This is a genomic window from Streptomyces rubrogriseus, from assembly GCF_027947575.1.
In the GTDB taxonomy this organism is placed as follows: Bacteria; Actinomycetota; Actinomycetes; order Streptomycetales; family Streptomycetaceae; genus Streptomyces; species Streptomyces rubrogriseus.
The window spans coordinates 2,846,316-2,869,293 of sequence record NZ_CP116256.1; the positions used below are offsets into that span (position 1 = coordinate 2,846,316).

General features: G+C 69.0%; 29 protein-coding genes. 24 read left to right on the forward strand and 5 right to left on the reverse strand.

What is annotated here, in order from left to right; all coding sequences use genetic code 11:
* The first annotated feature begins 50 nt into the window (after nucleotides 1-50).
* The 20 genes from Sru02f_RS12950 (at nucleotide 51) to Sru02f_RS13045 (ending at nucleotide 17,471) form a co-directional block, all read left to right on the forward strand.
* Nucleotides 51-710 (forward strand): hypothetical protein, encoded by a 660-nt coding sequence (locus tag Sru02f_RS12950; protein ID WP_109030163.1) that lies wholly within the window; start codon nucleotides 51-53, stop codon nucleotides 708-710.
* 12 nt (nucleotides 711-722) lie between these two features.
* Nucleotides 723-1,679, forward strand: coding sequence for a phage major capsid protein (locus Sru02f_RS12955; RefSeq protein WP_109030164.1), 957 nt, complete (start codon nucleotides 723-725; stop codon nucleotides 1,677-1,679).
* 116 nt (nucleotides 1,680-1,795) lie between these two features.
* A complete protein-coding gene (locus tag Sru02f_RS12960; RefSeq protein WP_244941755.1) occupies nucleotides 1,796-2,707 on the forward strand; it encodes a glycosyltransferase family 4 protein in 912 nt (303 codons plus the stop codon).
* A gap of 10 nt (nucleotides 2,708-2,717) precedes the next feature.
* Nucleotides 2,718-3,128, forward strand: a complete 411-nt coding sequence (locus Sru02f_RS12965) for a hypothetical protein (protein ID WP_109030166.1) — start codon at nucleotides 2,718-2,720, stop codon at nucleotides 3,126-3,128.
* Complete coding sequence (locus Sru02f_RS12970; RefSeq protein WP_109030167.1) at nucleotides 3,128-3,499, forward strand: hypothetical protein; 372 nt, start codon at nucleotides 3,128-3,130, stop codon at nucleotides 3,497-3,499. The genes Sru02f_RS12965 and Sru02f_RS12970 overlap by 1 nt, the downstream gene beginning before the upstream one ends.
* 15 nt (nucleotides 3,500-3,514) lie before the next feature.
* The gene (locus Sru02f_RS12975; protein WP_109030168.1) at nucleotides 3,515-3,844 is read left to right on the forward strand and encodes an HK97 gp10 family phage protein; all 330 of its coding nucleotides are present in this window, start codon (nucleotides 3,515-3,517) and stop codon (nucleotides 3,842-3,844) included.
* On the forward strand, nucleotides 3,841-4,233 hold the full coding sequence (locus tag Sru02f_RS12980) for a hypothetical protein (protein WP_109030169.1): 393 nt from the start codon (nucleotides 3,841-3,843) through the stop codon (nucleotides 4,231-4,233). Before Sru02f_RS12975 ends, Sru02f_RS12980 begins: the two co-directional genes overlap by 4 nt.
* 58 nt (nucleotides 4,234-4,291) lie before the next feature.
* Nucleotides 4,292-4,894, forward strand: coding sequence for a phage tail tube protein (locus Sru02f_RS12985; RefSeq protein ID WP_167469358.1), 603 nt, complete (start codon nucleotides 4,292-4,294; stop codon nucleotides 4,892-4,894).
* Between the two features lie 94 nt (nucleotides 4,895-4,988).
* Nucleotides 4,989-5,417, forward strand: a complete 429-nt coding sequence (locus tag Sru02f_RS12990) for a hypothetical protein (RefSeq protein ID WP_109030171.1) — start codon at nucleotides 4,989-4,991, stop codon at nucleotides 5,415-5,417.
* Between the two features lie 110 nt (nucleotides 5,418-5,527).
* Nucleotides 5,528-5,821 carry a hypothetical protein gene (locus tag Sru02f_RS12995; protein WP_109031397.1) on the forward strand — a complete coding sequence of 98 codons (294 nt, stop codon included), beginning with the start codon at nucleotides 5,528-5,530 and terminating at the stop codon, nucleotides 5,819-5,821.
* Between the two features lie 22 nt (nucleotides 5,822-5,843).
* Nucleotides 5,844-10,472: a hypothetical protein gene (locus Sru02f_RS13000; RefSeq protein WP_109030172.1), complete on the forward strand. Its 4,629-nt coding sequence runs from the start codon at nucleotides 5,844-5,846 to the stop codon at nucleotides 10,470-10,472.
* 9 nt (nucleotides 10,473-10,481) lie between these two features.
* Entirely contained in the window at nucleotides 10,482-12,710 is a 2,229-nt protein-coding gene (locus Sru02f_RS13005) for a hypothetical protein (RefSeq protein ID WP_109030173.1), read from the forward strand.
* 3 nt (nucleotides 12,711-12,713) lie between these two features.
* The gene (locus Sru02f_RS13010) at nucleotides 12,714-13,805 is read left to right on the forward strand and encodes a DUF5047 domain-containing protein (RefSeq protein ID WP_109030174.1); all 1,092 of its coding nucleotides are present in this window, start codon (nucleotides 12,714-12,716) and stop codon (nucleotides 13,803-13,805) included.
* On the forward strand, nucleotides 13,802-14,401 hold the full coding sequence (locus Sru02f_RS13015) for a hypothetical protein (RefSeq protein ID WP_109030175.1): 600 nt from the start codon (nucleotides 13,802-13,804) through the stop codon (nucleotides 14,399-14,401). The genes Sru02f_RS13010 and Sru02f_RS13015 overlap by 4 nt, the downstream gene beginning before the upstream one ends.
* 13 nt (nucleotides 14,402-14,414) lie before the next feature.
* Nucleotides 14,415-15,098, forward strand: a complete 684-nt coding sequence (locus tag Sru02f_RS13020; RefSeq protein WP_109030176.1) for a hypothetical protein — start codon at nucleotides 14,415-14,417, stop codon at nucleotides 15,096-15,098.
* 63 nt (nucleotides 15,099-15,161) lie between these two features.
* On the forward strand, nucleotides 15,162-16,127 hold the full coding sequence (locus tag Sru02f_RS13025) for a peptidoglycan recognition protein family protein (protein WP_109030177.1): 966 nt from the start codon (nucleotides 15,162-15,164) through the stop codon (nucleotides 16,125-16,127).
* Between the two features lie 3 nt (nucleotides 16,128-16,130).
* The gene (locus Sru02f_RS13030; RefSeq protein ID WP_109030178.1) at nucleotides 16,131-16,493 is read left to right on the forward strand and encodes a hypothetical protein; all 363 of its coding nucleotides are present in this window, start codon (nucleotides 16,131-16,133) and stop codon (nucleotides 16,491-16,493) included.
* Nucleotides 16,493-16,936: a hypothetical protein gene (locus Sru02f_RS13035; RefSeq protein ID WP_109030179.1), complete on the forward strand. Its 444-nt coding sequence runs from the start codon at nucleotides 16,493-16,495 to the stop codon at nucleotides 16,934-16,936. Before Sru02f_RS13030 ends, Sru02f_RS13035 begins: the two co-directional genes overlap by 1 nt.
* On the forward strand, nucleotides 16,933-17,292 hold the full coding sequence (locus tag Sru02f_RS13040; RefSeq protein ID WP_109030180.1) for a hypothetical protein: 360 nt from the start codon (nucleotides 16,933-16,935) through the stop codon (nucleotides 17,290-17,292). Before Sru02f_RS13035 ends, Sru02f_RS13040 begins: the two co-directional genes overlap by 4 nt.
* 2 nt (nucleotides 17,293-17,294) lie before the next feature.
* The gene (locus tag Sru02f_RS13045; protein ID WP_159107503.1) at nucleotides 17,295-17,471 is read left to right on the forward strand and encodes a hypothetical protein; all 177 of its coding nucleotides are present in this window, start codon (nucleotides 17,295-17,297) and stop codon (nucleotides 17,469-17,471) included.
* A 44-nt stretch (nucleotides 17,472-17,515) separates the two neighbouring features.
* Here Sru02f_RS13045 and Sru02f_RS13050 read toward each other — a convergent pair whose 3' ends face one another.
* Both Sru02f_RS13050 and Sru02f_RS13055 read right to left on the reverse strand, forming a co-directional pair.
* Nucleotides 17,516-18,175 carry a hypothetical protein gene (locus tag Sru02f_RS13050; RefSeq protein ID WP_109030181.1) on the reverse strand — a complete coding sequence of 220 codons (660 nt, stop codon included), beginning with the start codon at nucleotides 18,173-18,175 and terminating at the stop codon, nucleotides 17,516-17,518.
* Nucleotides 18,176-18,180: 5 nt separating this feature from the next.
* Nucleotides 18,181-18,822, reverse strand: a complete 642-nt coding sequence (locus tag Sru02f_RS13055; RefSeq protein WP_373103453.1) for a hypothetical protein — start codon at nucleotides 18,820-18,822, stop codon at nucleotides 18,181-18,183.
* Nucleotides 18,823-19,261: 439 nt separating this feature from the next.
* Here Sru02f_RS13055 and Sru02f_RS13060 point away from each other — a divergent pair, with 439 nt between their 5' ends.
* The 4 genes from Sru02f_RS13060 (at nucleotide 19,262) to Sru02f_RS13075 (ending at nucleotide 21,810) form a co-directional block, all read left to right on the forward strand.
* On the forward strand, nucleotides 19,262-19,687 hold the full coding sequence (locus tag Sru02f_RS13060) for a DUF7736 domain-containing protein (protein ID WP_109030182.1): 426 nt from the start codon (nucleotides 19,262-19,264) through the stop codon (nucleotides 19,685-19,687).
* Complete coding sequence (locus Sru02f_RS13065; RefSeq protein WP_109030183.1) at nucleotides 19,684-20,703, forward strand: tyrosine-type recombinase/integrase; 1,020 nt, start codon at nucleotides 19,684-19,686, stop codon at nucleotides 20,701-20,703. The genes Sru02f_RS13060 and Sru02f_RS13065 overlap by 4 nt, the downstream gene beginning before the upstream one ends.
* Nucleotides 20,700-21,167 (forward strand): endonuclease VII domain-containing protein, encoded by a 468-nt coding sequence (locus tag Sru02f_RS13070; protein ID WP_109030184.1) that lies wholly within the window; start codon nucleotides 20,700-20,702, stop codon nucleotides 21,165-21,167. The genes Sru02f_RS13065 and Sru02f_RS13070 overlap by 4 nt, the downstream gene beginning before the upstream one ends.
* Nucleotides 21,168-21,441: 274 nt before the next feature.
* On the forward strand, nucleotides 21,442-21,810 hold the full coding sequence (locus Sru02f_RS13075; protein ID WP_159107504.1) for a helix-turn-helix domain-containing protein: 369 nt from the start codon (nucleotides 21,442-21,444) through the stop codon (nucleotides 21,808-21,810).
* A gap of 215 nt (nucleotides 21,811-22,025) precedes the next feature.
* Here the strand turns inward: Sru02f_RS13075 and Sru02f_RS13080 are convergent, their stop codons facing one another.
* The 3 genes from Sru02f_RS13080 to Sru02f_RS13090 form a co-directional block, all read right to left on the reverse strand.
* Nucleotides 22,026-22,259 (reverse strand): hypothetical protein, encoded by a 234-nt coding sequence (locus tag Sru02f_RS13080; protein WP_109030186.1) that lies wholly within the window; start codon nucleotides 22,257-22,259, stop codon nucleotides 22,026-22,028.
* A 276-nt stretch (nucleotides 22,260-22,535) separates the two neighbouring features.
* Nucleotides 22,536-22,721 carry a hypothetical protein gene (locus Sru02f_RS13085; protein ID WP_109030188.1) on the reverse strand — a complete coding sequence of 62 codons (186 nt, stop codon included), beginning with the start codon at nucleotides 22,719-22,721 and terminating at the stop codon, nucleotides 22,536-22,538.
* 35 nt (nucleotides 22,722-22,756) lie between these two features.
* The gene (locus Sru02f_RS13090) at nucleotides 22,757-22,969 is read right to left on the reverse strand and encodes a hypothetical protein (protein ID WP_109030189.1); all 213 of its coding nucleotides are present in this window, start codon (nucleotides 22,967-22,969) and stop codon (nucleotides 22,757-22,759) included.
* Nucleotides 22,970-22,978: the final 9 nt, after the last annotated feature.

The following is a 22,978-nucleotide window of genomic DNA, read 5'->3' on the forward strand; positions in this document are numbered from 1 at the left end:
CCTGGTGGCGGCCTTCCCCTTTTCCACAGCCCCTGGAGGGCCGATTCGTCATGCCCGAAGAGACCGAGACCAGCGAGCAGCAGACCGACTCCGGCACCGAGGAGACCGTCGACGAGACGGCCACCGAGGAGACGGACGGCGCCGAGCAGCAGGAGACCGCCCAGGAGGCGGACACCGGCAGTGAGGAGAAGCCGTTCGACCGGAAGCAGGCCGAGGCAAAGATCCGCAAGGCGAACTCGGAGGCCGCGAACCTCCGCAAGCGCCTGAAGGAACAGGAGCCTCTGCTCGCCGAGCTGAAGAAGCGCAAGGACGCGGAACTCTCCGAGTCCGAGCGCCTCAACGAGCAGCTCGCTGCCGCACAGGAGCAGATCACGAAGACGCGGCAGCGGCTGGTCCGCAGCCAGGTGCAGGCCCTCGCCAGCACTGCAACCCAGGAGCGGGCGGCGTTCGCCGATCCGGCTGACGCGTTCGGCGAGCTCGACCTGGACTCGTACATCGACGACTCGGGCGACATCGACGAGCCCGCCATCGAGGCGGATCTTCAGGCGCTGTTGGAGCGCAAGCCGCACTGGGCGAAGACCCAGCCCCAGGAGGGCCCGCGGCGTCCCGCGCCGGACCGCACACAGGCGTCCGGCGCCAACAAGCAACGGCCCCTCAACCCTGCGGACGAGTTCGCGGGGTTCATGAACACGCGGCTTACGCGCCGCTGAAAGAGGTAGATCATGGCGGCTACGCCTGCCCTCAAGCTGTCCGACGTCAACGATGCACTTCTGCCCCGCACTCTCGCGGGGCCGATCTTCGAAAAGTCGGTCGAATCCAGCGCGGTCATGCAGCTGGCCCGTCCGGCTCCGCTCGCCCTGGACGCGACGACCTCGGTTCCGATCCCGCTGGACGTGCCGACCGCCGACTGGGTCGGCCAGGCCGCAAGGAAGCCGCTGTCCAGCGGCGGTGTCGCGGTGAAGCAGATGCAGGCGAAGAAGGTCGCCGTGCTGATCCCGGTCGCCGAAGAGGTCGTCATGACCAACGCGGGCGGCCTGTGGACGCAGCTCCAGAAGGATCTGCCGACCGCGTTCGCCCGTGCCTTCGACCACGCGGCGATCCACGGCAAGACCATGAAGGGCGCCACCGGCCCCTTCGCCGACTACCTGGCGGCCACCGACAACGAGGTCGTCCTCGGTACGGCGCCGCGCGACGAGGGCGGCATCTGGGCCGACTTCGTCGACGGCATGGAGTTGGTCGTCGATGAGGACTGGGACTACACCGGTACCGTCGCGGACCACCGGCTGAAGCCGAAGCTGCTGCGTGCGACGGACGCGAACGGTCAGCCCATCCTGGTGGACACGCAGACGCCGGGTACGAACATGGCGGCGGCCGGCACGCTGGTTGGTGAGCCGCTCGCGTACTCCCGCAGTGTGTCGGGTAAGCAGCGTCGGCAGTCCGCCAGTACGGACACGGGCCTGCGGGCGATCGGCGGCGACTGGAGCCAGGCGGCCTACGGGATCGGCATGGACATCACCGTGCGGATCTCTAAGGAGGCGACCTACGTCGACGAGGACGGCGGCGTGCACTCTGCGTTCCAGGAGAACCTGGTGCTGCTGCTGGCGGAGGCCTACTACGGCTTCGTCATGGGCGCCGAGGACGCGTTCGTCCGCTTCACTGGCGCCGCGAGCGGTTCCTGATGGGGGCGGTCCCGGCTTCCGCGCCGGGCGGGACCGCCAAGCCGCTGCGGGTCGTGGCTCGTGTTCACGCGATGCCGCCGGAGCACAACGCTGGGGCCGAGCACATGCTCGTGTCGATGCTTCGGCCGCTGGTGGAACGTGGCCACGACGTGCAGGTGTGGCTGTCCCGCTACGGCAAGGCCCACCAGGAGTACGACTACCGCGGCATCAAGGTCGTCCCTCTGGAGTCCCGCCTGGACTTCCCGTCGGCGGTCCGCAAGGCGGACGTGCTGCTGGCGCATCTGGAGACGGTCCCATCGACGGCGTCGCTGGCCCGCGGCTACGGCAAGCCTCTGGTGGTGGTGTGCCACAACACGCACCGGCCGACGTTCCGGGATGCTGCGGCGGGCGGGACCGCCTTGGCGGTCTACAACTCGCTCTGGATGGAGCGGGAGGCGGAGCTGTTCTTCGCCGAGTACCCGAAGGCCATCCGGCCCACCGAGTCGCTGATCGTGCGACCTCCAGTGTTCGCCGACGAGTACGCAACGAAGCCCGGCAAGGCCATCACGCTGATCAACTGCAACCCGGAGAAGGGCGGCCGGGTCCTCAAGGCTCTCGCCGAACGGATGCCGGACCAACAGTTCCTCGCCGTGAAGGGCGCCTACGGCCAGCAGATCCTCCCCGACCTGCCCAACGTCGAAATCGTCGACCACGTCCGCGGCGAGGACATGCGGCAGCGGGTGTATACCCGCACTCGGGTGCTGCTGATGCCGTCGTCCTACGAGTCGTGGGGCCGTGCCGGCGTGGAGGCGCTCGCCAGCGGCATTCCTGTCCTGGCTCACCCAACGCCGGGCCTGTGCGAGTCCCTCGGCGAGGCCGGCATCTTCGTCGACCGAAACGACGTCGACGGCTACGAGGCGGTCCTGCGGAAGCTCGCGGCTCCTGCCGAGTACCGGCTGGCGTCGAAGCGGGCGAAGACCCGGTCCGCCGAACTGGACCCGGCTGCTGATCTGGCGGCGTGGTGTTCGGCTGTGGAGTCTCTGGCCTGAGGAGGGCGTGATGGCATTCGTCCCTCCGACCGCGGAGCAGCTCGGCCTGTACCTCGGTCTCGGTGAGATCGACGGAGCGCGGGCGGATCTGCTTCTCGCAACGGCGATCTCGCTCTGCCAGACGATCGTGAAGCCTCTCCCTGAGGGCGCTGAGGCGGTTGTCCTGTCGGTCGCGGGTCGTGCCTACGTGAATCCGCAGCAGGTGTCCTACGAGACGATCGGCCCGATGTCGGTGCAGCGCCCTCAGGGCTCTGGCGGCCTGTACCTGACGAAGGCCGACAAGAGTGCGCTCAAGAGTCTCGCCGGCCGGGGCGGGGCGTTCACGATCGACCCGACACCGGCGGAGGCGGATCCGTCGCCGACGTGGCCTGTCGACGACATGGGCTTCGCCGACGAGTTCGAACCGGGCTGGGGCTACTGATGCCCGCCCCGTACCCGTTCGGGGAGACGGTGCGGATCGTCCGCACCGGCCTGTCGCCGGGCCGTAATCCTCGGGGCCAGCCGCTGCCGGGACCGGACGAGTCGTTCGACATTCCGGGCTGTGTGGTCGCGCCGAGGGCGGAGACGCCGCAGGTGGGCGGCGAGCAGCAGCAGGAGCGGGACACGGTCATCGTCGGCTGGACCGTGTATGCGCCCGCCGATCAGCCCGGTATGCCGCTCCGCACCACGGACAAGGCCCGCATCCGCGGCGTCGACTGCGACATCACCGGCGAGCCAGGCGATTGGGGCCGCTCCCCATTCACTGGCACCCGCGGCGTCGTCCAGTTCGCCGCCGACCGTGTCACCGGCTGACGGAGGGAGGCCGTCATGCCTGGCAGGTTCAAGCCGAAGCGGAAGGGCATCGGGCAGATGCTGCGTATGCCTGGCATGCAGGCGGAGATGCTGCGCCGCGCCGAGGTCATCAAGGGCATCGCCGTGGCGACGTCCCCGGTCGATACGGGCAGCTACCGGCCTGGCCTGTACAAGTCGTCGTGGGAGACGGACAGTACCCGGCGTGGTGGCCGCCGCCGGGACCGCGCTGTCGCCTACGTCCGCAACCCGACCTACTACGCCCGCTGGGTGGAGTACGGCACGGAGAAGGTGCCCGCGCATCACGTGCTGCTGCGGGCAGCCCAGTTGGGTGGGCGGAACCAGTGACCGTGGTCGTCGACATTGAGGGTGAGCTGATCCCTCGCGCGCAGGCCCGCTGGCCGGACGCCGTGGTCCGGGACGAGCTGGACAACGAGCTGCTCAACGAGCTGCCGACGATTCAGATCACGCAGGTTCCGGCTGGGGAGCTTGCTGCCAGCAGGCTGGCCCGAATGCTCGTCGACATCGACGTGTACGCGGCCACCCGCCAAGCAGCGTTCGACTTGGCCCGCGAGACCGTCACGTGGGTGGAGCGGGAGCTGCGCGGCTCGACCACCAGCACGCTGACCATCGGCCGCGCCGGTGTCGTCACCCTGCCCGCCGCCCGGCCCTACGAGAACACCGCCCTGCGTCGCGTGGGCGGCACCTTCGAGATCTTCTGTCACCCGGTCTCCTGACCGGCTGTTCGGCCCGCGCCAGGCCCTTTCAGTACCCGCCCGTGCGCGGGCTTCACGCATGTCTGGAGACATCATGGTCAACATCACCCGCGCTGCGGATCTGCTGGAGGTCGGTGCGAACGGCGCCGGCTGGACGGCGCCGTTGGGCACGACGTCGCCGGGCGATCCGGCGATCCAGCCGCTGGCGCCGTGGCTGCCTCTCGGCGCCATCTCGGACGACGGTCTGGTGCAGGGCTTCGAGGAGGACTCGGAGTCGTTCACTCCGTGGGGTCTGACGGCACCGATCCGCACGTCGATCACCTCGTCGCTGCGGACGTTCGGGCTGACGGTGTGGGAGACGGGCCGGACGACGGTGCAGGCCCTGCAGTACCGCCTGGACACCGCGGACCTCACCCCGGTCGACGGGCTCACCTCGTTCGCGGAGACCGCGTCCCCGTCGCCGGACCGGCGGGCGTTCTGGTTCGTCGTCCTCGACGGCGACAACTTCCAGCGCGGCTTCTACTGCCCCGAGGCGGAGATCACCGAGCGGTCCGACGTGACGCACAAGCAGGATGAGGTCGCTGGCTACGAGTGGACGATCACTTGCTACCCGGACTCGGCCGGCTTCACGGTCTACCACTTCGACCGGGTGCCTGAGACCGAGGCGTACACCGGGTCCTGAGCTGGTGGGCGGGCCGATCACCGTCGGCGCGGGCCCGGCCCGCCCACCTTCCCCCCTTCCTTGCCCGCGCCTTTTGAGATGAGGAGCCCGCGCCGTGGCCAACACGAGCAGCAGCACCAGCAGGAAGCCGCGCACCGCGGCCCGTGCCGCATCCCGCCCCGCCACCCGTCGGGCGGCCGAGCCGGACGTGGAACCGGAGACCGACGACGTCGAAGTGTCGGCTGCCGAAGCCCAGGAGATCGAAGCTGACGGGTACGTCACCGCCGAACTGTGCGGGGAAGATGTGCAGGTGGTGCCGCCGTCGATGTGGCGCGCCTCCTGGCAGCGCGCCCTCAACCAGGGGCAGATCGACACCTTCGCGCAGAAGGTGCTCCACCCGGACGACTACGAGTACTACCTCGAGGTCGACCCGACGATGAACGAGTGGGTGGCGTTCGTCGAGGACGCGAGCGCCCGGTCGGGGGAGCCGCTGGGAAAGTCCAGGGGACGGTCGCGATCTGGCGGACGCACCCGGAGGCGGTAGAAGCCGACCTTCAGGACCGCCAGTACGACATCGCGGACGTCCTCACAGGGCGGCGGTCGTGGCGGTGGCTGCGGGTGCTCATCGAGCACCTGCCGCCCGAATCACACACCATGACCGCCCTCCGCAACGAGCTCACGCCGGAGCAGTTGGCGGCCCAGGCGGACAAGGGTGAGCCGGAGAAGGCTCCCTGGTCGCAGCAGGAGCAACTCCTCGCCGCCGCGGTGGACGCGGTACGCCGCCTGGAGTGGACGCTGATCTGCCTGAACGTCGACAAGAAGTCGAAGCGGCCGGATCCACCGGAGCCGATGCGCCGGCCCGGGGCGGGGCCGCGGAAGAAGAAGGCCACGCTCACGAAGACGTCGGCAAACACCCTGTTCGAGCTGCTGCAAGGGGGCGCCGCATAGGGGCGCTGGGAGGAGGCTCCTGGTGCCTGCCATCTCCGTTGGCTCCGTCGAAGTCGATGTTCTGCCCAACGCGACTGGTATCACCCGGCGGATGCAGCGGGCCGTCTTGCCTGCCGCGAATGAGGTGGGCGAGGAAGTCGGCCGCGTCATGGGCCGGTACATCTCCTCCGGGATCGCTGACGCGGTACGGGACGGCGTCCGGAACGGCGCCCGCGCCGCCCAACCGGCGGCCACCAGGGGCGGGCAGCAGGCGGGCGGCGCGTTCGCCCGGTCTCTGAAGGCCCGGCTTGAGGCCGCGTTCCGCAGCATGCCCAAGTTGAACGTCGGCCTGAACGACACGGGCGTCGACGCGGACCTGGCCCGGCTGCGGGCCAAGCTGGAATCCCTGGCCGGCAAGACCATCGGTATCGACATCGATGCAGAGACGGCCCGTGCCCAGGCTGCGGACATCGAGGAGCGGTTGCGCCGGATCGGCGCCGCACACCCCAACGTCGCCGTGCGCGCGGACACTGCGGCGGCTATCGCCCAGCTGAAGCTGTTGCGGGAGCAGATCGACGAGGTCAGCCGCGATCCGGCACACATTCGTGTGGAGACGGACGGCACTCTCGGCACGAAGCTGCGCGCCGCGGTACAGCAGGCTGAGGCGTCTCTCCCGAACGTCAACATCGGCGCTGACACCACTCCGGCGCAGGTTGAGATCGCCCGGCTGCGTGCCCAGTTGACGTCGCTGCGGGACGCCAGGATCGGCATCGACATTGACGCTGCGACGGCCATGTCGCGGCTGGAGGAGGTACAAGCCCGACTGCAGCGGCTGTCTGCGTCGGATGCCGACGTCGCTGTCCGTGTGGATGCTGGGGCTGCCGCAGCTCAGCTTGCCGCACTGCAGGTGCAGGTGAGCCGCCTGGATGGGCGCACGGCCCGCATCGACATCGACACGAGCTCGGCGGCATCGCGCATGCAGATGCTGATCACCGCGGCGGTCGCTCTGGGTCCGGCGCTGTTGCCGGTGCTGCCGGTGGCGGCGGCTGGTTTGGGTGCGATCGCGGCGGCGGCGACGGCTGCGGCGGTGGGTGTCGGTTCGATCGCTCTGGTGGCGGTGCCTGCGTTCATGCAGATGGGCAAGGTCATGCAGGCGCAGAAGGCCGCCCAGGATGCATCGACGCAGGCATCACTGCAGGGTGGCCAGGCCGCGTCGCAGGGCGCGCAGAAGGCGCTGCAGATGGCGGGCGCCCAGCAGTCGCTGGCGACGGCGCACCGCAACGCTGCCCGGCAGATCGCGCAGGCGGAACAGGGCGTGTCTGATGCGGTCCGTACCGCTGCGGAGGCCAACGAGCGGGCCGCCGACCAGGTCAAGCAGGCCAAGCAGTCGCTGGCGGACGCGGTGCAGCAGGCCGCGGACCGGCAGCGGCAGGCCGCCGAGCAGGTGGCGACAGCCGAGGAGTCCCTCGCGGACGCCCAGCGGGACGCTGTCCGGGCTCAGGACGATTTGAGTCAGGCCCGCCGGGAGGCGGCGCAGGATCTCGCCGACATGGAGTCGCGGCTGGCGAACGCGAAACTGTCGGAGCGGGACGCGACACTGGCCGTGCAGGAGGCGGAGCAGAAACTCCGCGCCGTACAGGCCGCGGGCGCCAACGCCTCCGAGCTGGACCGACAGCGCGCCCAGCTCGCCTACGACCAGGCCGTGCAGCGGCTCAAGGACCAGACGGCCGAGACGAAGGATCTGGCTGCGGAGAAGCAGGCCGCGGACAAGGCCGGCGTGGACGGGTCGGAGCGGGTCCGGGATGCGCAGGAGCGGCTGCAGGACGCGGAGAAGCGGGTTGGCGACCAGCAGAAAGCGCTGACCAAGGCTCGCCAGGATGCGGCCCGGCAGCAGGTTCAGGCCCAGCGGGACATTGCCGAGGCGCAGAACGATGTGGCTGAGGCGCAGCGGAATGTGGCCCGCACTCAGGAAGACGGCGCGAGGTCTGTGGCCCGCGCCCAGGAGCAGCTCGTTTCGGCGCAGCAGTCGGCTGCGGATTCGATCGCATCAGCGCAGCGGCAGATCGCCTCCGCGTCGCAGTCTGCGGCCGGGGGCGTTGATCAGGCTGCCCTGGCGCAGCAGAAGTACCAGCAGGAGCTGGCGAAGCTGACTCCGGCCGCGAGGGAGACGTATGACGCTTTCCTGGGGTTGAAGAGCGCGTTCGGGGCCTGGTCCAAGAGCTTGCAGCCGGCTGTGATGCCGATCTTTACGCGGGCGATCAACGGGCTGAAGAACAGTCTTCCCGGGCTGACCCCGTTTGTGCTGGCTGCGGCGGACGCCATCGGCCGGCTGCAGGACCGGGCGTCGGCCGGGTTCAAGTCGCCGTGGTGGAAGGAGTTCAAGGCCGACCTGGAGAGCTCGGTGGGTCCGGCGATCGAGGGGCTCGGCATCTCCTTCGGCCGGATCTTCAAGGGGATGGCGGGGGCTATCCAAGCGTTCCTGCCGCACATCGATTCGATCTCTCAGCGGATGCAGGACATCACGGGCCGCTTCGCGAACTGGGGCACCGGCCTCAAGGGGTCGCCTGAGTTTGAGCGGTTCCTGGACTACAGCGCGGACATGGGCCCTCGTCTGAGCGGTGCGCTGAGGGAGCTTGCCGGGGCAGTCCTGTCGATCGCTAAGGCGCTGGAGCCGGTTCAGGGGCTTGTGCTGGGCGCCGTGGAAAAGACGTCAGAGGGGATCGCCTGGCTGGCAGAGAAGGCTCCGTGGCTGGTGCAGACGATCTGGGGCATCACGGCGGCGTTCACTGCCTGGAAGATCGCCATGTGGTTGTGGGCTGCGGCGATGAAGCTCGCCGCGATCGCCTACAAGCTGTTCGACGCAGCCCTGAAGATGTCCACCTTCGGATGGATCGTTACCGCGATCATCGGCATCGTCGCTGTGGTCATCCTGCTGTACACGAAATGCGAGTGGTTCCGGGACGCGGTCAAGGCCGTGTGGGCGGCGATCAAGACGGCGGCGCTCGGCCTGTGGGACTGGCTGAAGGGGCCGTTCGCCAGCTTCTGGACGAGTACGCTGCCGAACTTCTTCAAGTCCGGCTGGTCCAACATCAAGAACTGGGTGCTGTACCCGATCCGGGACTTCTTTACGAAGATCATCCCGGGGTGGGCGACCACACTGAAGAACAAGGCGGTCGGGGCGTGGAACGGAACCCGTGACGGGCTGAACACCGCCTGGTCAAAGATCAAGTCGTGGGTGCTGTATCCGATCCGTGACTTCTTCACCAAGACCGTCCCGGGCTGGGGTACCTCCCTGAAAGACAAGATGATCGACGCTTTCGAGGCTGCGGCGTCGGGCATCAAGACCGCCTGGGACAAGGTCAAGAAGTACGCCAAGGAGCCCATCCAGTACGTGGTCGACGTCGTGTACAACAACGGCATCCGCGGCGTCTGGAACAAGATCGCATCCGCGTTCGGTGCGGACAAGTTGCCGTACTTCAAGTTCGCGTCCGGCGGCATCATGCCTGGCTACACGCCTGGCCGGGACGTCCACACCTTCTACTCCCCGACCGGTGGCGGCCTCGCCCTGTCCGGCGGCGAGGCCATCATGCGGCCCGAGTTCACCAGGGCCGTGGGTGCCGGGTTCGTCAACACGATGAACTCGGTTGCCAAGTCCCGTGGCTCGCAGGGAGTGAAGGCCGCGCTCGCCCCGGTGTTCGGCGGGAACCCATCGACGCCGACGGACACGTCGCTGAAGTACGCCTCCGGCGGCACGTTCCCGATGCAGCGGTTCGCGGACGGAGGCGTGTTCGGGTGGATCAAGGACAAGGCGTCGGCGGCGCTCGGTGTCGGCTCCGCAGCCTGGAACAAGATCAAGGAGGGGGCGTCGTGGCTGGGTGACACCCTCGAGCGGTCGGCTCGGGCTGGCGTCAAGAACGTCGTCGACCCGCTGCTGAAGTCCTTCCCCGGCATGGACACCGGCTTCGGGAAGATGATCCGCAAGATCCCCGACAAGATCATCGACACGCTGTTCGGGTACGCCAAAGAGGCCGACAAGAAGGGCGGCAGCGGCATCGGCGGCCCCCGCATCGCCGCAGCACTCAAGTGGGCGAAGACCCAGAACGGCAAGCCCTACCAGTGGGCAGGCAACGGCAACCCCTCGTGGGACTGCTCCGGATTCATGTCGGCGATCGAGTCCGTCATCCGCGGGCAGCAGCCGCACCGCCGCTGGGCGACGATGGCGTTCTCCGGAAAGACGGCACCTCCCGGATGGGTCTACCACGGCAACAGCCCATTCAAGATCGGCATCACCAATGCCGGTGTCGGCCACACCGCGGGCACCCTCGGCAAGACCAACGTCGAGAGCAGGGGCGGCGATGGCGTCATCGTCGGCAGCCGAGCCCGAAGCTACAAGGACTCGCTGTTCACCAGCTGGTACGGCTTCGAGCCCGGCAAGTACGACAACGGCGGCATGCTCCAGCCCGGCTTCAACCTCGCCTACAACGGGACGGGCAGGCCGGAGCCGGTGCTCACCGGGCGCCAGTTCAACGACGTCATCAGCGGTCGAGGCGGCCCGGACCTCAGCGACCTGTCGCTCAACGTCTACGTGGGCAACGAGAAGATCCGCGACATCGCACGCGTGGAAGTCCTCGACTCGCAGCAGCAGCTCGTCCAAGTCATCAAGTCCAGCTGAGGAGGTCACATGGCGATCCCCGGAAACCTCCTCAGCCAGACCACGGAGAGCGTCGACCCGAACACTTCCGGGTGGACGACGCTGCTCAACGCGACGATCAGTAAGGGGGGAGGCGGCCGGAACGGCGACGGCTGCCTCCTCGTCAAATCGGTGGCGGCAGGCGAAACCCGGGCTCGCACTGTCTCCTCCTACCCGGTCACCGCCGGAACCACCTACCAGGCCTTCGCCGACGCCTCCGGCGCCACCGTCCCCGAACGCATCGGCATCCGCTGGCTCAACGCCACCGGAACCGAGATCAGCATCACCTGGTCGCTGGTCACCATGGCTGCCGCAGCAGCTTGGCATCGCATCAGCGTGGCCGGTACAGCACCGACCGGCACGGCCAAGGCGCAGGTCGTGCTGTCGACGATGACGCCCGCCGCACCGAACGTCATCTCGTACTTCGAGAACGTCTACCTCGGCCTGCCGATCCGCACGACAGGCAATCTCTTCGGGTTCGGCACCGAGTCGACGGAGATCGACGCATCCGGGTGGACATCCGAGGTCAACGCGACGATCAGCCGGCAGGTGCCGGTCGTGTCCTGGTCGGTCGACTGGTACTGGGCGGGCGGACACACCCTCGCCGTCACTGCCGCCGCGGCAGGTAACGCTGCGGCGGTCGCCGTGGACCGTCCGACTGTCACCCCGGGCGTCGAATATCTGGCTTACGCCTACCTGCAGCCGCCGACCCTGTCGTCGGTGGCGTGGCTCGAGTTGCGGTTCTACGACTCCAACGGCAACCAGATCCAGGTCACGCGGGCGACGCTCGCGCCGCCGGGTACCGGCTTCTACCGGCAGCTGCTGTCGGCGGTCGCACCGGCGTCGGCAGCCACCTGCGGGATCGCGGCCGGTTTGGACGGGGCTGCGGCAGGGCAGGTGCTGCGCCTGGAGACGGTCGTCGTCAAGTCTCTGGTCCCGCTCGTCACGGGCACCGTCCTTCCGTACTCAAGTAGTAGCTTCGAGCAGGGCACGGGCGGCTGGTCGGTGGCGTCGGGGCCTGCCACGCTGGCCCGGTCCACGCCGTGGGGTGCCGCCGCCTACTCCGGCAACTACTCGCTCACCGTCACGTCGGCGACGGCGGCCACGTCGACGCTTCGATCGCCGCTCGCCCCGGTCGTGGAGGGCGTGAACTGGAGGGCGCAGATCATCGTCCGGCACTCTGCCGGATCGTGGACGTCAGCGACGGTACGCGTCCGCTGGTACGACGCGGGCAGTGCCAGTCTGGGCACGAGCACGGGTGTCGCCTACGCGGTGCCGCCCGGCTCCTGGTATCTGCTGACGTCGGACGCGGTCGCCCCCGCAGGCGCCACGCAGGCGGCGGTCGAGGTTGTGGCCGTCGCCGCTTCTACGGCGTCGGTGCTGTGGGTGGACGGGGTCGCCCTGTGGCAGGTGCTGCCCCTGACCGCCGTGGAAGCCGTCTCGGCCGACGGATACGTGCAGGTGACGCTGCGGGAACTGCCCGCCGACTATCTGGTCAGCCTGTACCGGATCACCCCCGACGGGGCGCGCACCCTTGTGCGGGGCCCGGACGGGCTGATCAACCAGCAGCCGGTCACGAGTGACGTCATGGTGCTGGAGGACCACGAGGCGCCGCTCGGCGTCGACGTGTCCTACCGTGTCGAGCTGTACAGCAGCCCCGGAGTGCTCGCCTCCACCCGCTCCTCGGACCCGGTACTGCTGATCCACGCCGACATCAACGTGGCCTGGCTGAAGGATCCCGGGAATCCGCAGCGGAACGTGCGGGTGCTGGTGCAGAAGGCGCCGGAGTGGGAGCGGCCCATCGAGCAGGCCACGCACGTGATCCGCGGACGCCGCAACAAGGTCATCCTGTCCGGCAGGCGGCAGGGCCTGGAGGGCGACCTCGCCATCTGGACCCGCACCGATGCCGAACGGCAGGCGCTCCACCTGCTCCTCGACTCCGGCAACACCCTGCTGTGGCAGGCCGCACCCGGCATGGGCGTCACCGACATGTACGTGTCTGTCGCCAACATCAGCGAAGGCCGGGTCACGCACCTTGCCCAGGAGCAGTGGCGGACGTGGACGCTGCCGCTCACCGAGCAGGACATGCCGGTCACGGTCGGCGTGAACGGGGCAGCTGGCCGCACTTGGCAGGACGTGCTCACCGAGTTCTCGACCTGGGCGGACCTTCTCGACGTGTACGGCACGTGGGAGGCCGTGTGGCTCGACCAGCGGGGGTGACCGATGTATCCCGTCTCTGACCGGTTCCTCGCCCGGCTCGCCGAATCCCACCGTGTCGCCACCGAAGTGACGCTGTTCCTCACGGACGGCAGCGTCGTCGACTTGGAGCACACGGGCGGCAGCGTCACCGTTGACCGCGGGCAGGCGATCCGCCGCACCTGCACCGTCACCGTGCCCGACCCGGCCCTGATCCCGCGAACCCCGTCGGATCAGCTAGCCACCTACGGCGCCCGACTGCGGGTGGCCCGCGGAGTCGAGTACGGGGACGGCAGCCAAGAGCTGGTGCCGGTCGGCGTGTTCCGACTCGACAGCGTCGAAGGAGACGTCAGCGAAGGCCCGGTCAGTCTCCAGGGCAAAGACCTGTCCGCGTGCATCGCCGACGACAAGTTCACGACGCCGTGGACAGCCTCCGGCACCGTACTCGGCGCCATCACCGCCCTGGTACAGCGGTCCCTGCCAGACGCCGAAATCATCGCGGCGATCTCTGATGCGGCGATCGGGCGGCGGGTCTTCGACGTTGAAGGCGATCCGTGGGCGGCCTGCCAGGAGATCGCCGCAGCAGCAGGCGCCGAGGTGTACGCCACCGCCGACGGCCAGTTCACCGTCGCCATCCTCCCCGACCTGCTCACCACCATCCCAGCCTGGGAGATCGCAGCCGAAGAGGGCGGCACCTACATCACCGCCTCCCGCGGCATGGCCTCCGACCGCGTCCACAACGGCGTCCTGGCCCGCGGCGAAAACACCAGCGAGAACATTCCGCCGGTGTCGGCGCTGATCACCGACGACGATCCGGGCAGCCCCACCTACTGGGGCGGCCCGTTCGGACGCAGGCCGATGTTCTACAGCTCGTCGACGCTTACCACGACCGGCGCCTGCCAGGCCGCGGCACGCCTGAAGCTGGCCGCCGCCAGAGCCCCGAACGCCACCGGCGACATTTCCTCCCTGCCGAACCCGGCGCTGGAGCCGGGCGATGTGCTGCGGATCGTGCACCCGGACGGCAGCCGCGAACTCCACCAGGCGGCCTCGTTCACGGTGCCCCTCGACGAGGGCGGCGACTTTCCGATCTCTACCATCTCCGCGAAGGAAGACTCGTGAGCGTGCACCGCGACCTCGCGTGGGCGCTGAAACAGCAGGCCCAGCGGGTGGGGGAGCAGGCCCCGTCCGTGCGCGGCGCCGACTGGCGGCAGGCCGTCGTGACCGCAGTCGGCACGGACGGCACGGTCGCGGCCGACGAGATCCCCGCGATCCGCTGCCTGCAGTCCTACCTCGCACCTGCTGTCGGCGACGTCATCGTCATCTCCCAGTCCTCGATGGGGAACTGGCTGGCGCACGGCCGCCTCACTTCGACCACCCCGGCCTGGACGACGCTGCCACTCGCCGGTGGCTGGACCGCGAACGCCTCCTACTACGCGCCCGCCTACCGGCTGTGGGGTGACGGTACTGCCAGCCTGTGCGGCCTCGCGCAGATGTCGGGGACGCTCACCTCCGGTACGACCGTTGCGACGCTGCCGCTGGAGGCCCAGCCGGCGGCTGGCGTGAGGGCCGCCGTGCAGGTCGCGATCGGCTACTTCGGCGCGATGACGATCTCCACCAACGGCGCGATCCAGCTCGGGGACTTCAGCGGGACCCTCCCCACCACCGGCAACAAATACGCGGAGTACGACGTGTTTGGCCGCTACCGGCTCAAGTAGAAAGGGGGCGCTTGTGCCCACCACGGATCGATACGGGCAGGGTGTACAGATCGCGTCCCTGGCCGACGCGCCGAACGCTGAGACTCTCGCCAGCAACATCGCCAACGCGATCGTCGAACGGTCGGCGATGCGCTTCGCGTCGGCGTCGGCCCGCAACGCCACCCTGACGGCGCCGGTTGCGGGCATGCAGGCGTGGCTGAACGACACGAAGCAGCTCACCGTCTACGACGGCACCCAGTGGCTGATCGCCGTAACCGCTACGGCGGGCATGCAGTCGTGGACACCGACCTGGTCCACGGACACCGGCCAGCACCTGCCGATCTTCGGAAACGCGGACGTGCGCTGCAAGTTCATGCAGCTCGGACCCGCAGTCTTCTTCAACATGTGGGTCGAGTTCGGCTCCACCACGAACTTCGGGGCCGGCGTGACGACGGGCGACAACTGGAGGTTCTCCCTCCCCAAGACCCCGAACGTCACCTCCATCACCGTGGGCACCTGCCACCTGTTCGTCGGGTCGCTCACCCGGGCCGTGTCCGGGCCGGCCCTCATCAACTCGGCTGGCTTCCTGAACTTGTACATCGGTTCTGGCCCGTCTAACGGCAACGTCGCCAACGGCGGCGTCGTCGACTCCCTGTCGCCGTTCACGTGGGGATCAGGCGACCGCCTGTCCGTCGTCGGCCAGTACGAAGCCGTCTAACCCGCCTCACTACCCGTCGCCCCGCCTGGTTTGGCCGGGGCGTTCCGCATCTCTGGAGGCCTGATGGCCGCACCGCTGCCCTACGCGACGTTCCTCCGCGTACTCCGCGCCGAGGGCTTGACCGTCATCGAGCACAAGACCGACGGGAGGTCCCCGGCAGACCACAACCGCAACCACAAGGGCGCCTGGGGCCCCGTCCACGGTGTCCTGCTGCACCACACCGTGACGTCCGGCCACGACCGCACGATCGAAATCTGCCGCACCGGACACAGCACCCTGCCCGGCCCGCTCTGCCACGGCGTCATCTGCAAGCAGGGCCACATCCACGTGGTCGGCTACGGCCGCGCCAACCATGCCGGGCTCGGCGACGACGACGTCCTCCAGGCCGTCATCAACGAGCACGCCCTGCCGCCGGACAACGAGGCGAACACCGACGGCAACCGGCACTTCTACGGCTTCGAGTGCGAGAACCTCGGCGACAACAAGGACCCCTGGCCCGCCGTCCAGGTCGACGCGATGGTGCGCGCGGCGGCGGCCCTGCTCCGGGCCCACGGCTGGAACAAGAACGGTGCTGGCGCCATCTCCGCGATCGCGCACGCCGAGTGGCAGCCCGGCAAGGTCGACCCCCGCGGCCCCGGCTACCCCGGGCACGCCGGTATCCGCTCGCGCGTCGCCGAGCGGCTGAAGCACCCCGCCTCGTGGAGCCCCGGCAGCACGGCTCCGACGAAGCCGACCACCCCCAACCCCCCTCAGGAGGAAGACATGGATGCAGGAGACGTCTGGGGTTTCCACGGCAAGCTCCCCGACGGCAAGCCGGACCCCGCCGACGTACTCGCCTACGTGCGCGGCACCAACGGCTCCGTCCGGGCCGTCGCCGAGAAGGTCGACGCGCTCACGGCCAAGGTCGACGGCGTGGAGCGGCAGCCCCTCACCGACGACCAGGTCGCGGCGATCGCCTCCGCGGTCGCCGCCCATCCGGCGCTGGCGCAGTCCATCGCCGACACCCTCGCCACCCGCCTCAAGGACTGACCCATGAAGATCTTCGGCAGAGAGCCTGCCCTCATCATCGCCACACTGTCTGCAGGCCTGTCCCTGCTGGTCACGTTCGGGTTCGGCCTGTCGGCGGAGCAGGCGGGTGCCATCGTCGCCGTCATCTCCGCCGTCTTCGCCGTGGCTACCGCCCTCATCACCCGACCCATCGCCCCGTCGGCGTTCACCGGACTCGTCGCCGCGGTCGCCGCACTCCTCGCCGCCTACGGCCTCGACCTGTCACCGGAGAAGATCGGCGCTCTCAACGCCGTCGTCCTCGCCGGACTCGCCCTCCTCACCCGCGGCCAGGTCGTCCCGTCCAGCCCGAGTACCCCGGCGACGGCCGAACCCCCGCGGGCGGTCTGATGCCGTGCCGTGCGGCCCGGCGGCTGTACAAGACGCTGGGCCGCCGCGGCTGCTTCCTCCTCATCCTCGGCACCGGCAAAACCTGCTGGGGCCTGTCCTTCCTCTTCGACCCGCCCGCAGACCACGGACTGAAACTGCTCACCGACGCGTGCAGCCTCCGGCACTGGGCGTGGCTGTGGATCGTCGCCGGACTCGTCACCGTCGGCTCCGCGTTCCTCCGGATCGGACGCGACAGGATCGGTTTCGCTGTCGCCCTGATTCCCCCCACGGTGTGGGCAACCGCCTACACGACCGCCGTCATCAGCGGCTACTACTCCCGCGGCGCCTACGTCGCACTCTGGTATCTCACCTCCCACGTGGGGGTCATCCTGTGGGCGGCCACGGTCCCCGAGTACTCGGTCCCCCGCGCACCGAGGCCTGCCCGGAGAGGCAAGGCCGCATGAACACGGCAGCCATCGTCGTCACGGTCCTCGGGTCGGTGCTCACACTCGTGGGCGTCTCGTTCACCGCCCGCGCCACGACCCGAGCCGCCCAGGCCACCGCTCGGGCGAATACGGCGGCGGCACAAGCGGCGGCCGAACCCAACCAGCGGGCCGCAGACTTGGCAGCCTTTCAAGCGATCCGCAGCGACATGCAGGAAGAGATCGAGGAACTCCGCACGGAGACGAGATCGATGAGATCCCTGGTGCGGAGCTTCGCCGGCTACGTCCTGGACTTGACGACGCAGATGCGCCGCAATGGCATCGAACCTCCGGCGCCACCTGCCCGCGTCGACGAGTACAACCGAACTGGAGTCTGAGCATGCCTGACCCGATCCCCCTCCAGCCCCGGCAGGATCCGGGCGCCGCGGATGCCCGTTCGCTCGAGCAGATGGGCCGCATCGACCCGCAGCCCATACCCGAACCCGCCACCCAGCCGTTCCAGGAACCGGTCTACCCCGACCTGCCCGACGGGTACATGCCCGACGAGCCCGCATGACAACGCCCCGCCCTCCACACGGAGGGCGGGGCGCTTCGTCGCGCTCAGGGCGCGAGCTGCTTCTTCACCTCGGCGACGTTCGGGCCGGAGTCCGTGGACGGCATCTGCCAGCGGTGCGCCTTGTTCTCACCGTCGATGTAGATCAGCGTGCCGCCCTTCGCCTGCTCGGGTGTCAGGTCGAAGACTTGGGCCCGCCACTGGTAGGCGCCCGGCTGTACTGGGTCGGCACCGTTGTACTTGTCCAGTGTCACGTTCGTCGAGTTGCCGCTGTCCCAGCCGATCATCTCGCCGTCCGGGGCCATCCATGTCCAGCCGCCGCCGCTGATCGGCGCCGGCTCGTCGGCGGCGACGTCAGCCGTCGCCCGGTCCTTCATGGTGACCACGGCGAACACCCCGTTCGTGGCGGTCTCCCCAGAGGCATCCTTGGCGAAGACGACCGTGTCCGGGGTGATCTCCAGGACGCCGGTTCCGCCGTCGCCCGCCGTCTGGGCTGACTTCCCCAGCGCCAGGCCCTCGCCGCCCTCCGAGGCGCCTGTGGACCCACCGCTAGGCTCGCCGCCTCCCGTCGGATCGCCACTCGACGTCGGCTCCCCAGGAGCGGACGTGCTGGGCTTCTCCGCCGGCTTGTCGTCGTCCCCGCCGCCGCACGCAGTGAGGGCCGCCAGGAGCAGGATGGCCGTAGCCGCAGTCGCTCGTCCGCGCACGCCGATCAGCCCCAGCCGCCGAGGAAGTCGCCGTTGAGCTGCGCCGAGCAGATGTTGTAGTCCCCGGACGCGTGGCCCTTCTTTGTCTCGCCGTCGACGGTCACCGAGCAGTTGATGTCGCCACCGCCCATCAGTTGCGCGTTGACCTGGTACCAGAGCGCTTCGTCGTCAAGCTTCAGCGTCTTCTCGAACGGCAGCCCCTTACCGGAGCGGCTGTCACTGTCGGAGCCGTAGTTGATGTCCACACCGGACGGCGCCGACCCCCACACCTTGAACACCACCTCACCCGACGGAGCGTCCGCCTCCTCGGCGGCGGGCGGATCGGCGGGCTTGTCATCGGCCTTCGGCTTCACCGTCTTCGTCACGGTGACCGTGGGCGCCGGCTTCGACTCGTCCTTCGCCGGCTTCGCCGCGGCTGCGGTCTCCGTGACGGTGACCGTCGGCTGCGGCTTCGCGTCCGCGCTCGTCTTCTCCGTCTCACTACCACCCGCGGCGCCGATACCGACGCCGACGAACAGAGTGAACACCGCGGCCGGGATCACGATCCGCTTCCGCGCCCACTTCGGGCCCGCCGACGGCGGCTGCGGAGGCATCGGCGGCTGCCCCGGGACCGGCGGCTGCTCAGGCGGCGGCTGATTGAACGACATGGTCCCCCCAAGGTTGAACGTTGGAACACGGTAGAGCAGATGTGAGGGAACTGTGAGGGCGGGTTACCGGTCTGTGACATAGGCGTCCCATCCAAACGGGCGCACTGTGTCGCCTCACTGCCCGTCTCGTTCACTAGTGGTGACCGACTACTTCTGCATCCGCTGCGCCGAAGCCCGGCTCGGGCCGGCCGCCGCCAGGGAGGCTCGCCGCAGTGCAGCCGCCGCCCCACGCTTCGCCCCGGAGCAGGTTTCCTCCCTCCAGGCTCTCTTTCGATCGGCGCGAACGCCCGGCGTGGACGTCGGCACCGCCCGGCGCTGCGAGGGGTGCGAGGTCGATCCGTCGCATAGCGCATAACGCCCGCAGCGGTGCTGGTGATTGGTCGGGGGTGGACTCTCGATAACATGCCATATCGCGGGCGAAAAAACGGTACAATTAGGCATGGCTGATGACTCGAACACGGCACCCGATACGGCTCGCGTCTTCCCTCTGGCGGACATCCTGTCTGTCACCACGGGCCTGATGCTCACACGCCGCACTCCCAGCCCTGGCGCGGCACTCGACGAGATCTTCCAGTACATGACCGGCGAGAAGCTCGCGTGGTGGCAGGCGCCGCGCGCCGCCGACGCGTGTACTGACGCGTTCATCCAGCAACACCCCTTCCTGGCAGACCTGAAGCCGCCCAAGGTTCACAAGAGCCCCATCGGCAAGGCGACGCTTCTCCTGTGGCTCACGACCGCCGAGCTGAAGCACGGCACCCAGCTGCCCGTCGAGCCGCTGACCGATTGGGTGCGCCAGGACTCGGGGCAGGAACTCTTGGACCGCATCGAGCTGGTGAACCTGCCGTCAGTCGAGGCGGGACCGTGACCGCCCTTGTCCAGCATCAGCCGGACGCCCTCCCTGCCGCCTACGACGCTGCGACGCTCGCCGTCCTGGCCGCCATGGAAGAGGCAGCCGAGAAGCACCTCGACGCCATCCGCCCCCACAACACCAAACGCGGATACGCCAACGACTGGGCGCTGTGGGAGGCGTTCCACGACTGGCTGGGGGAGCGCACCGGGCACCGCATCGCGTCGACCAACGTCACCAAGGGCACGCTCGTCGGCTTCGTCGTCTGGCTCGACACCATCAAGCTCGCCGCACCCAACAGCATCGACCGCAGGATCACCGGCGTCACCGTCACCGCCCGGAACGAACACGGGGTAGAGGTCCCGAAGGCCGCCACCGTCGCCGCGCGGCAAGCGCTCAAGCCGCTGAAGAACGATCCCGAACGGCAAGCGCGCGGCAGGGGCAAGGCCGCCGCCGTCACCCCCGAACAACTCCGGCAGATGAACGCTGCCGTCGCCGACGGACTCACCGGACTACGCGACCGCGCCCTCTGGCTCATGGCCTTCGCCATCGCTGGCCGCTCCGCCGAAGTCGCCGCGCTCCGCGCCGAGGCGATCGTCCACGTCAGCCAAGGACTCGAAGTCCACGTCCCCGCCGTGAAGGGCCGCCCGCCACGGGACGTCGTCGTCGGCTACGGCAAGAACCCCGACACCTGCCCCGTCCGCGCCTGGCTCACCTGGCGTGCCGCCGCAGGAATCTCCACTGGGCCCGCCTTCCTGCCCATCACCGTCCACGGCCGCCTCGGCGACCGCGCCCTCAGCCCGGAAGCGGTCCGGGAGATCATCGCCCGCAACGCCGAACGCGCTGGCCTCTCCGTCCGGCTCACCGGCCACTCGATGCGGGCCGGGTTCATCACCACCAGCCGGCGGGCCGGGAAGCGCGAAGAGAAGATCCGCGAACAGTCCGGCCACGCCGAGAACAGCCCTGCCTTCTGGGGCTACATCCGCGAAGCCGACAAGTGGACCGACGCCGCATCGGAGGACATCGGGCTGTGACAACCCCAAGCGACCAAGCGGCCATCGAGGTGCTCAAGCAGCGGGACTACGTGTGCAGCATCTGCCGCGAGACAAAGGTCGGGACCGAGTTCCGCTGGAGCCTCTACAAGCGCGACAGCTACTGCAAGGTCTGTCGTCGCGCGAAGGACAGGGAGCGCTACAAGAACAGCAACGGCGCAGGGAAGGATCGGGTCTTCGACCAGAGCCTCCGCCGCCTCTACGGCATCACCCTGGTTCGGTACAACGAGATGCTGGCGGAGCAAGGTCACCTCTGTGCCCTTTGCGGGGAGAAGCCGGAGACAGACCGGAGGATGCACGTGGACCACGATCACGCGACGGGCAAGATACGCGCCCTCCTGTGCCACCACTGCAACCTGCTGTTGGGCAATGCCAAGGACTCCGTAGACAGGCTGAAGCAGGCGATTGCCTACCTGGAGGTGCATGGCCAGCGACCTGCCGCCTGACCACGGCAACGCCCCCGCGGCCAGTCGGCTGCGGGGGCGTTCTGCTGTCCGTCGGGGTCTAGCCCCACCATGTGTCGCTCATGGCGCCTCCCCATGTAGGTGCGGCCTGCCGAGGGGTTACTCCCCACGCCCCGAGGGGTCGCTGCGAACGAGGCAGGCCGCCCAGACACGGTAGACGGAAGACGCCCGTCCTGTCACCGGCCGTGCCAAACTGGCCTCGGCCCCGTCGCGCATCCCCCGTCGCGACGGGGCTACCTGCTGGAAGGATGCTGCTGTGGGTGACGAGTTGCGCAGCTTGGTGGGCAGTCGACGGCGCGAGGTCGGCTTGTCGTACCAGTCCCTGGCCGCTGCGTGTCAGGAGTTTGGCGGGGCCGCGGCGGTGTCGTCGGGCTGGCTGCACCGCCTGGAGACGGGGGCTCCGATCAACGCGCCGTCCACCGACGCTCTGGATGCACTGGCCGCGGCTCTCAGGCTGGAGCCGGCACGGCTGCGCGAGGCTGCCGCCGCGCAGTTCTTTGGCGTTCGCGTGGACTGGGAGGCGTCGGGTGAGGCGGCTGACCTGCTCCGCATGGTGGGCGCTCTGCCGGAGCCTCAGCAGACTGCGCTGGTCGAGCTGGTCCGCGTGATGGCAAAGGACTGCTGAGCAGCTGCCTGCTCTGACATTCTGGTGGTGGTCACGCTCGTCTGCTTGCGGGAAACCGGGGCGCCCGAGATGGTGTCGGTGATAGCCGGGCGGGCCGTAAGCGCTGACGCGCAGCGAGCGGTGCTCAGTGGTCGTGGTTTCGGTGCTGCCACCGTGGCGCGACGGCCAGACTCCGAGTGTCCTCCCCTGAGACGTGGGGGAGGGCACTCGCGTGGTCAGGTGTTGTAGAGCGCTGTCTTGGGTCGGACAGCTTGCCCCGGGTACATCACACCCAGCCGGCGCTCCAGCCGCATCTCCATCTCGCGCGCAGCTTCCGCGCCCGCCGCATCTCCCGACCCGAGTAGATGCGCCACGTAGTGCAACGCCCGCGCTTCACCGACCGTAAGCAGCGGCAGCAGGTCCCCACCCTCGTCCAGCAGCGCCGACAGTTCCTCATCCCCAGGTTCCATGCCCCGGCCAACGCGTGCACCCCCGCCGCGGTACGGGCTCCGGCGGGTCCGTCACCTGTTTGGCGGCGCATGCAGCAGTCGGGCCAGCCTGGACCGCGCCGTAGCCACGTCCACGTCGTCGGTCGGAGCCTGCTCCAACGCGCGCAACGTCGCCCAAGCCTGAGCGCCGGTCAGGTACAGGGAGTAAACGCCCTCGTCGTCGGTGGGTTCGGCAACCGCTTCCTGGAATGACTTCACGGTGACGGCAACGGGGCGGACACCGAAGAGGTCACGGGATCACCCCTTCGCCGTCAGCAGTTCCCCGGGCTTGACGGCCACCTCGTCGATGTCGGTGGCCCCGGCCGCCTCCAGTTCCTTCCGCCGCCGGTCGGCGCTGATTCGGTCGTAGGCGACGGCGGAGGCCCGCGGGGTGCCGTCGGGGTCGGTCCAGGTGAAGCTGTAGCTCTGCATCGTGATCGGCATGAGGGTATTTTGCCTGGTGGCACTGTCAGCGGCCCCTACTGCTCCCACTCGTCGGGGCCACCGCCCTGCCACTCGATGCCTGCCGACCGGACGACGTCCATGTCGTCGAAGGACTGGAGCCCGGCCTCTTGGATGAAGGCGGCGACGTCGGTGGTCGTGTAGGCGATGCCGACGAATCGCCCGTTGATGCGGACGCGTCGGCCGCCGTCGGGGTCGGGCGGGTAGATGACGACGGGGTGATCATTCATGGGTTCAGG

Coding starts and splice junctions, on each gene's coding strand:
- Sru02f_RS12950 (WP_109030163.1), top strand. CDS start 51: ATGCCCGAAGAGACCGAGACCAGCGAGCAGCAGACCGACTCCGGCACC.
- Sru02f_RS13060 (WP_109030182.1), top strand. CDS start 19,262: ATGGCTGATGACTCGAACACGGCACCCGATACGGCTCGCGTCTTCCCT.
- Sru02f_RS13055 (WP_373103453.1), bottom strand. CDS start 18,822: ATGTCGTTCAATCAGCCGCCGCCTGAGCAGCCGCCGGTCCCGGGGCAG.
- Sru02f_RS12995 (WP_109031397.1), top strand. CDS start 5,528: ATGACCGCCCTCCGCAACGAGCTCACGCCGGAGCAGTTGGCGGCCCAG.
- Sru02f_RS13010 (WP_109030174.1), top strand. CDS start 12,714: ATGTATCCCGTCTCTGACCGGTTCCTCGCCCGGCTCGCCGAATCCCAC.
- Sru02f_RS13090 (WP_109030189.1), bottom strand. CDS start 22,969: ATGAATGATCACCCCGTCGTCATCTACCCGCCCGACCCCGACGGCGGC.
- Sru02f_RS13035 (WP_109030179.1), top strand. CDS start 16,493: ATGCCGTGCCGTGCGGCCCGGCGGCTGTACAAGACGCTGGGCCGCCGC.
- Sru02f_RS12975 (WP_109030168.1), top strand. CDS start 3,515: ATGCCTGGCAGGTTCAAGCCGAAGCGGAAGGGCATCGGGCAGATGCTG.
- Sru02f_RS12985 (WP_167469358.1), top strand. CDS start 4,292: ATGTCTGGAGACATCATGGTCAACATCACCCGCGCTGCGGATCTGCTG.
- Sru02f_RS13025 (WP_109030177.1), top strand. CDS start 15,162: ATGGCCGCACCGCTGCCCTACGCGACGTTCCTCCGCGTACTCCGCGCC.
- Sru02f_RS12970 (WP_109030167.1), top strand. CDS start 3,128: ATGCCCGCCCCGTACCCGTTCGGGGAGACGGTGCGGATCGTCCGCACC.
- Sru02f_RS12955 (WP_109030164.1), top strand. CDS start 723: ATGGCGGCTACGCCTGCCCTCAAGCTGTCCGACGTCAACGATGCACTT.
- Sru02f_RS13045 (WP_159107503.1), top strand. CDS start 17,295: ATGCCTGACCCGATCCCCCTCCAGCCCCGGCAGGATCCGGGCGCCGCG.
- Sru02f_RS12965 (WP_109030166.1), top strand. CDS start 2,718: ATGGCATTCGTCCCTCCGACCGCGGAGCAGCTCGGCCTGTACCTCGGT.
- Sru02f_RS13040 (WP_109030180.1), top strand. CDS start 16,933: ATGAACACGGCAGCCATCGTCGTCACGGTCCTCGGGTCGGTGCTCACA.
- Sru02f_RS13030 (WP_109030178.1), top strand. CDS start 16,131: ATGAAGATCTTCGGCAGAGAGCCTGCCCTCATCATCGCCACACTGTCT.
- Sru02f_RS12960 (WP_244941755.1), top strand. CDS start 1,796: ATGCTTCGGCCGCTGGTGGAACGTGGCCACGACGTGCAGGTGTGGCTG.
- Sru02f_RS13085 (WP_109030188.1), bottom strand. CDS start 22,721: ATGCCGATCACGATGCAGAGCTACAGCTTCACCTGGACCGACCCCGAC.
- Sru02f_RS13005 (WP_109030173.1), top strand. CDS start 10,482: ATGGCGATCCCCGGAAACCTCCTCAGCCAGACCACGGAGAGCGTCGAC.
- Sru02f_RS13080 (WP_109030186.1), bottom strand. CDS start 22,259: ATGGAACCTGGGGATGAGGAACTGTCGGCGCTGCTGGACGAGGGTGGG.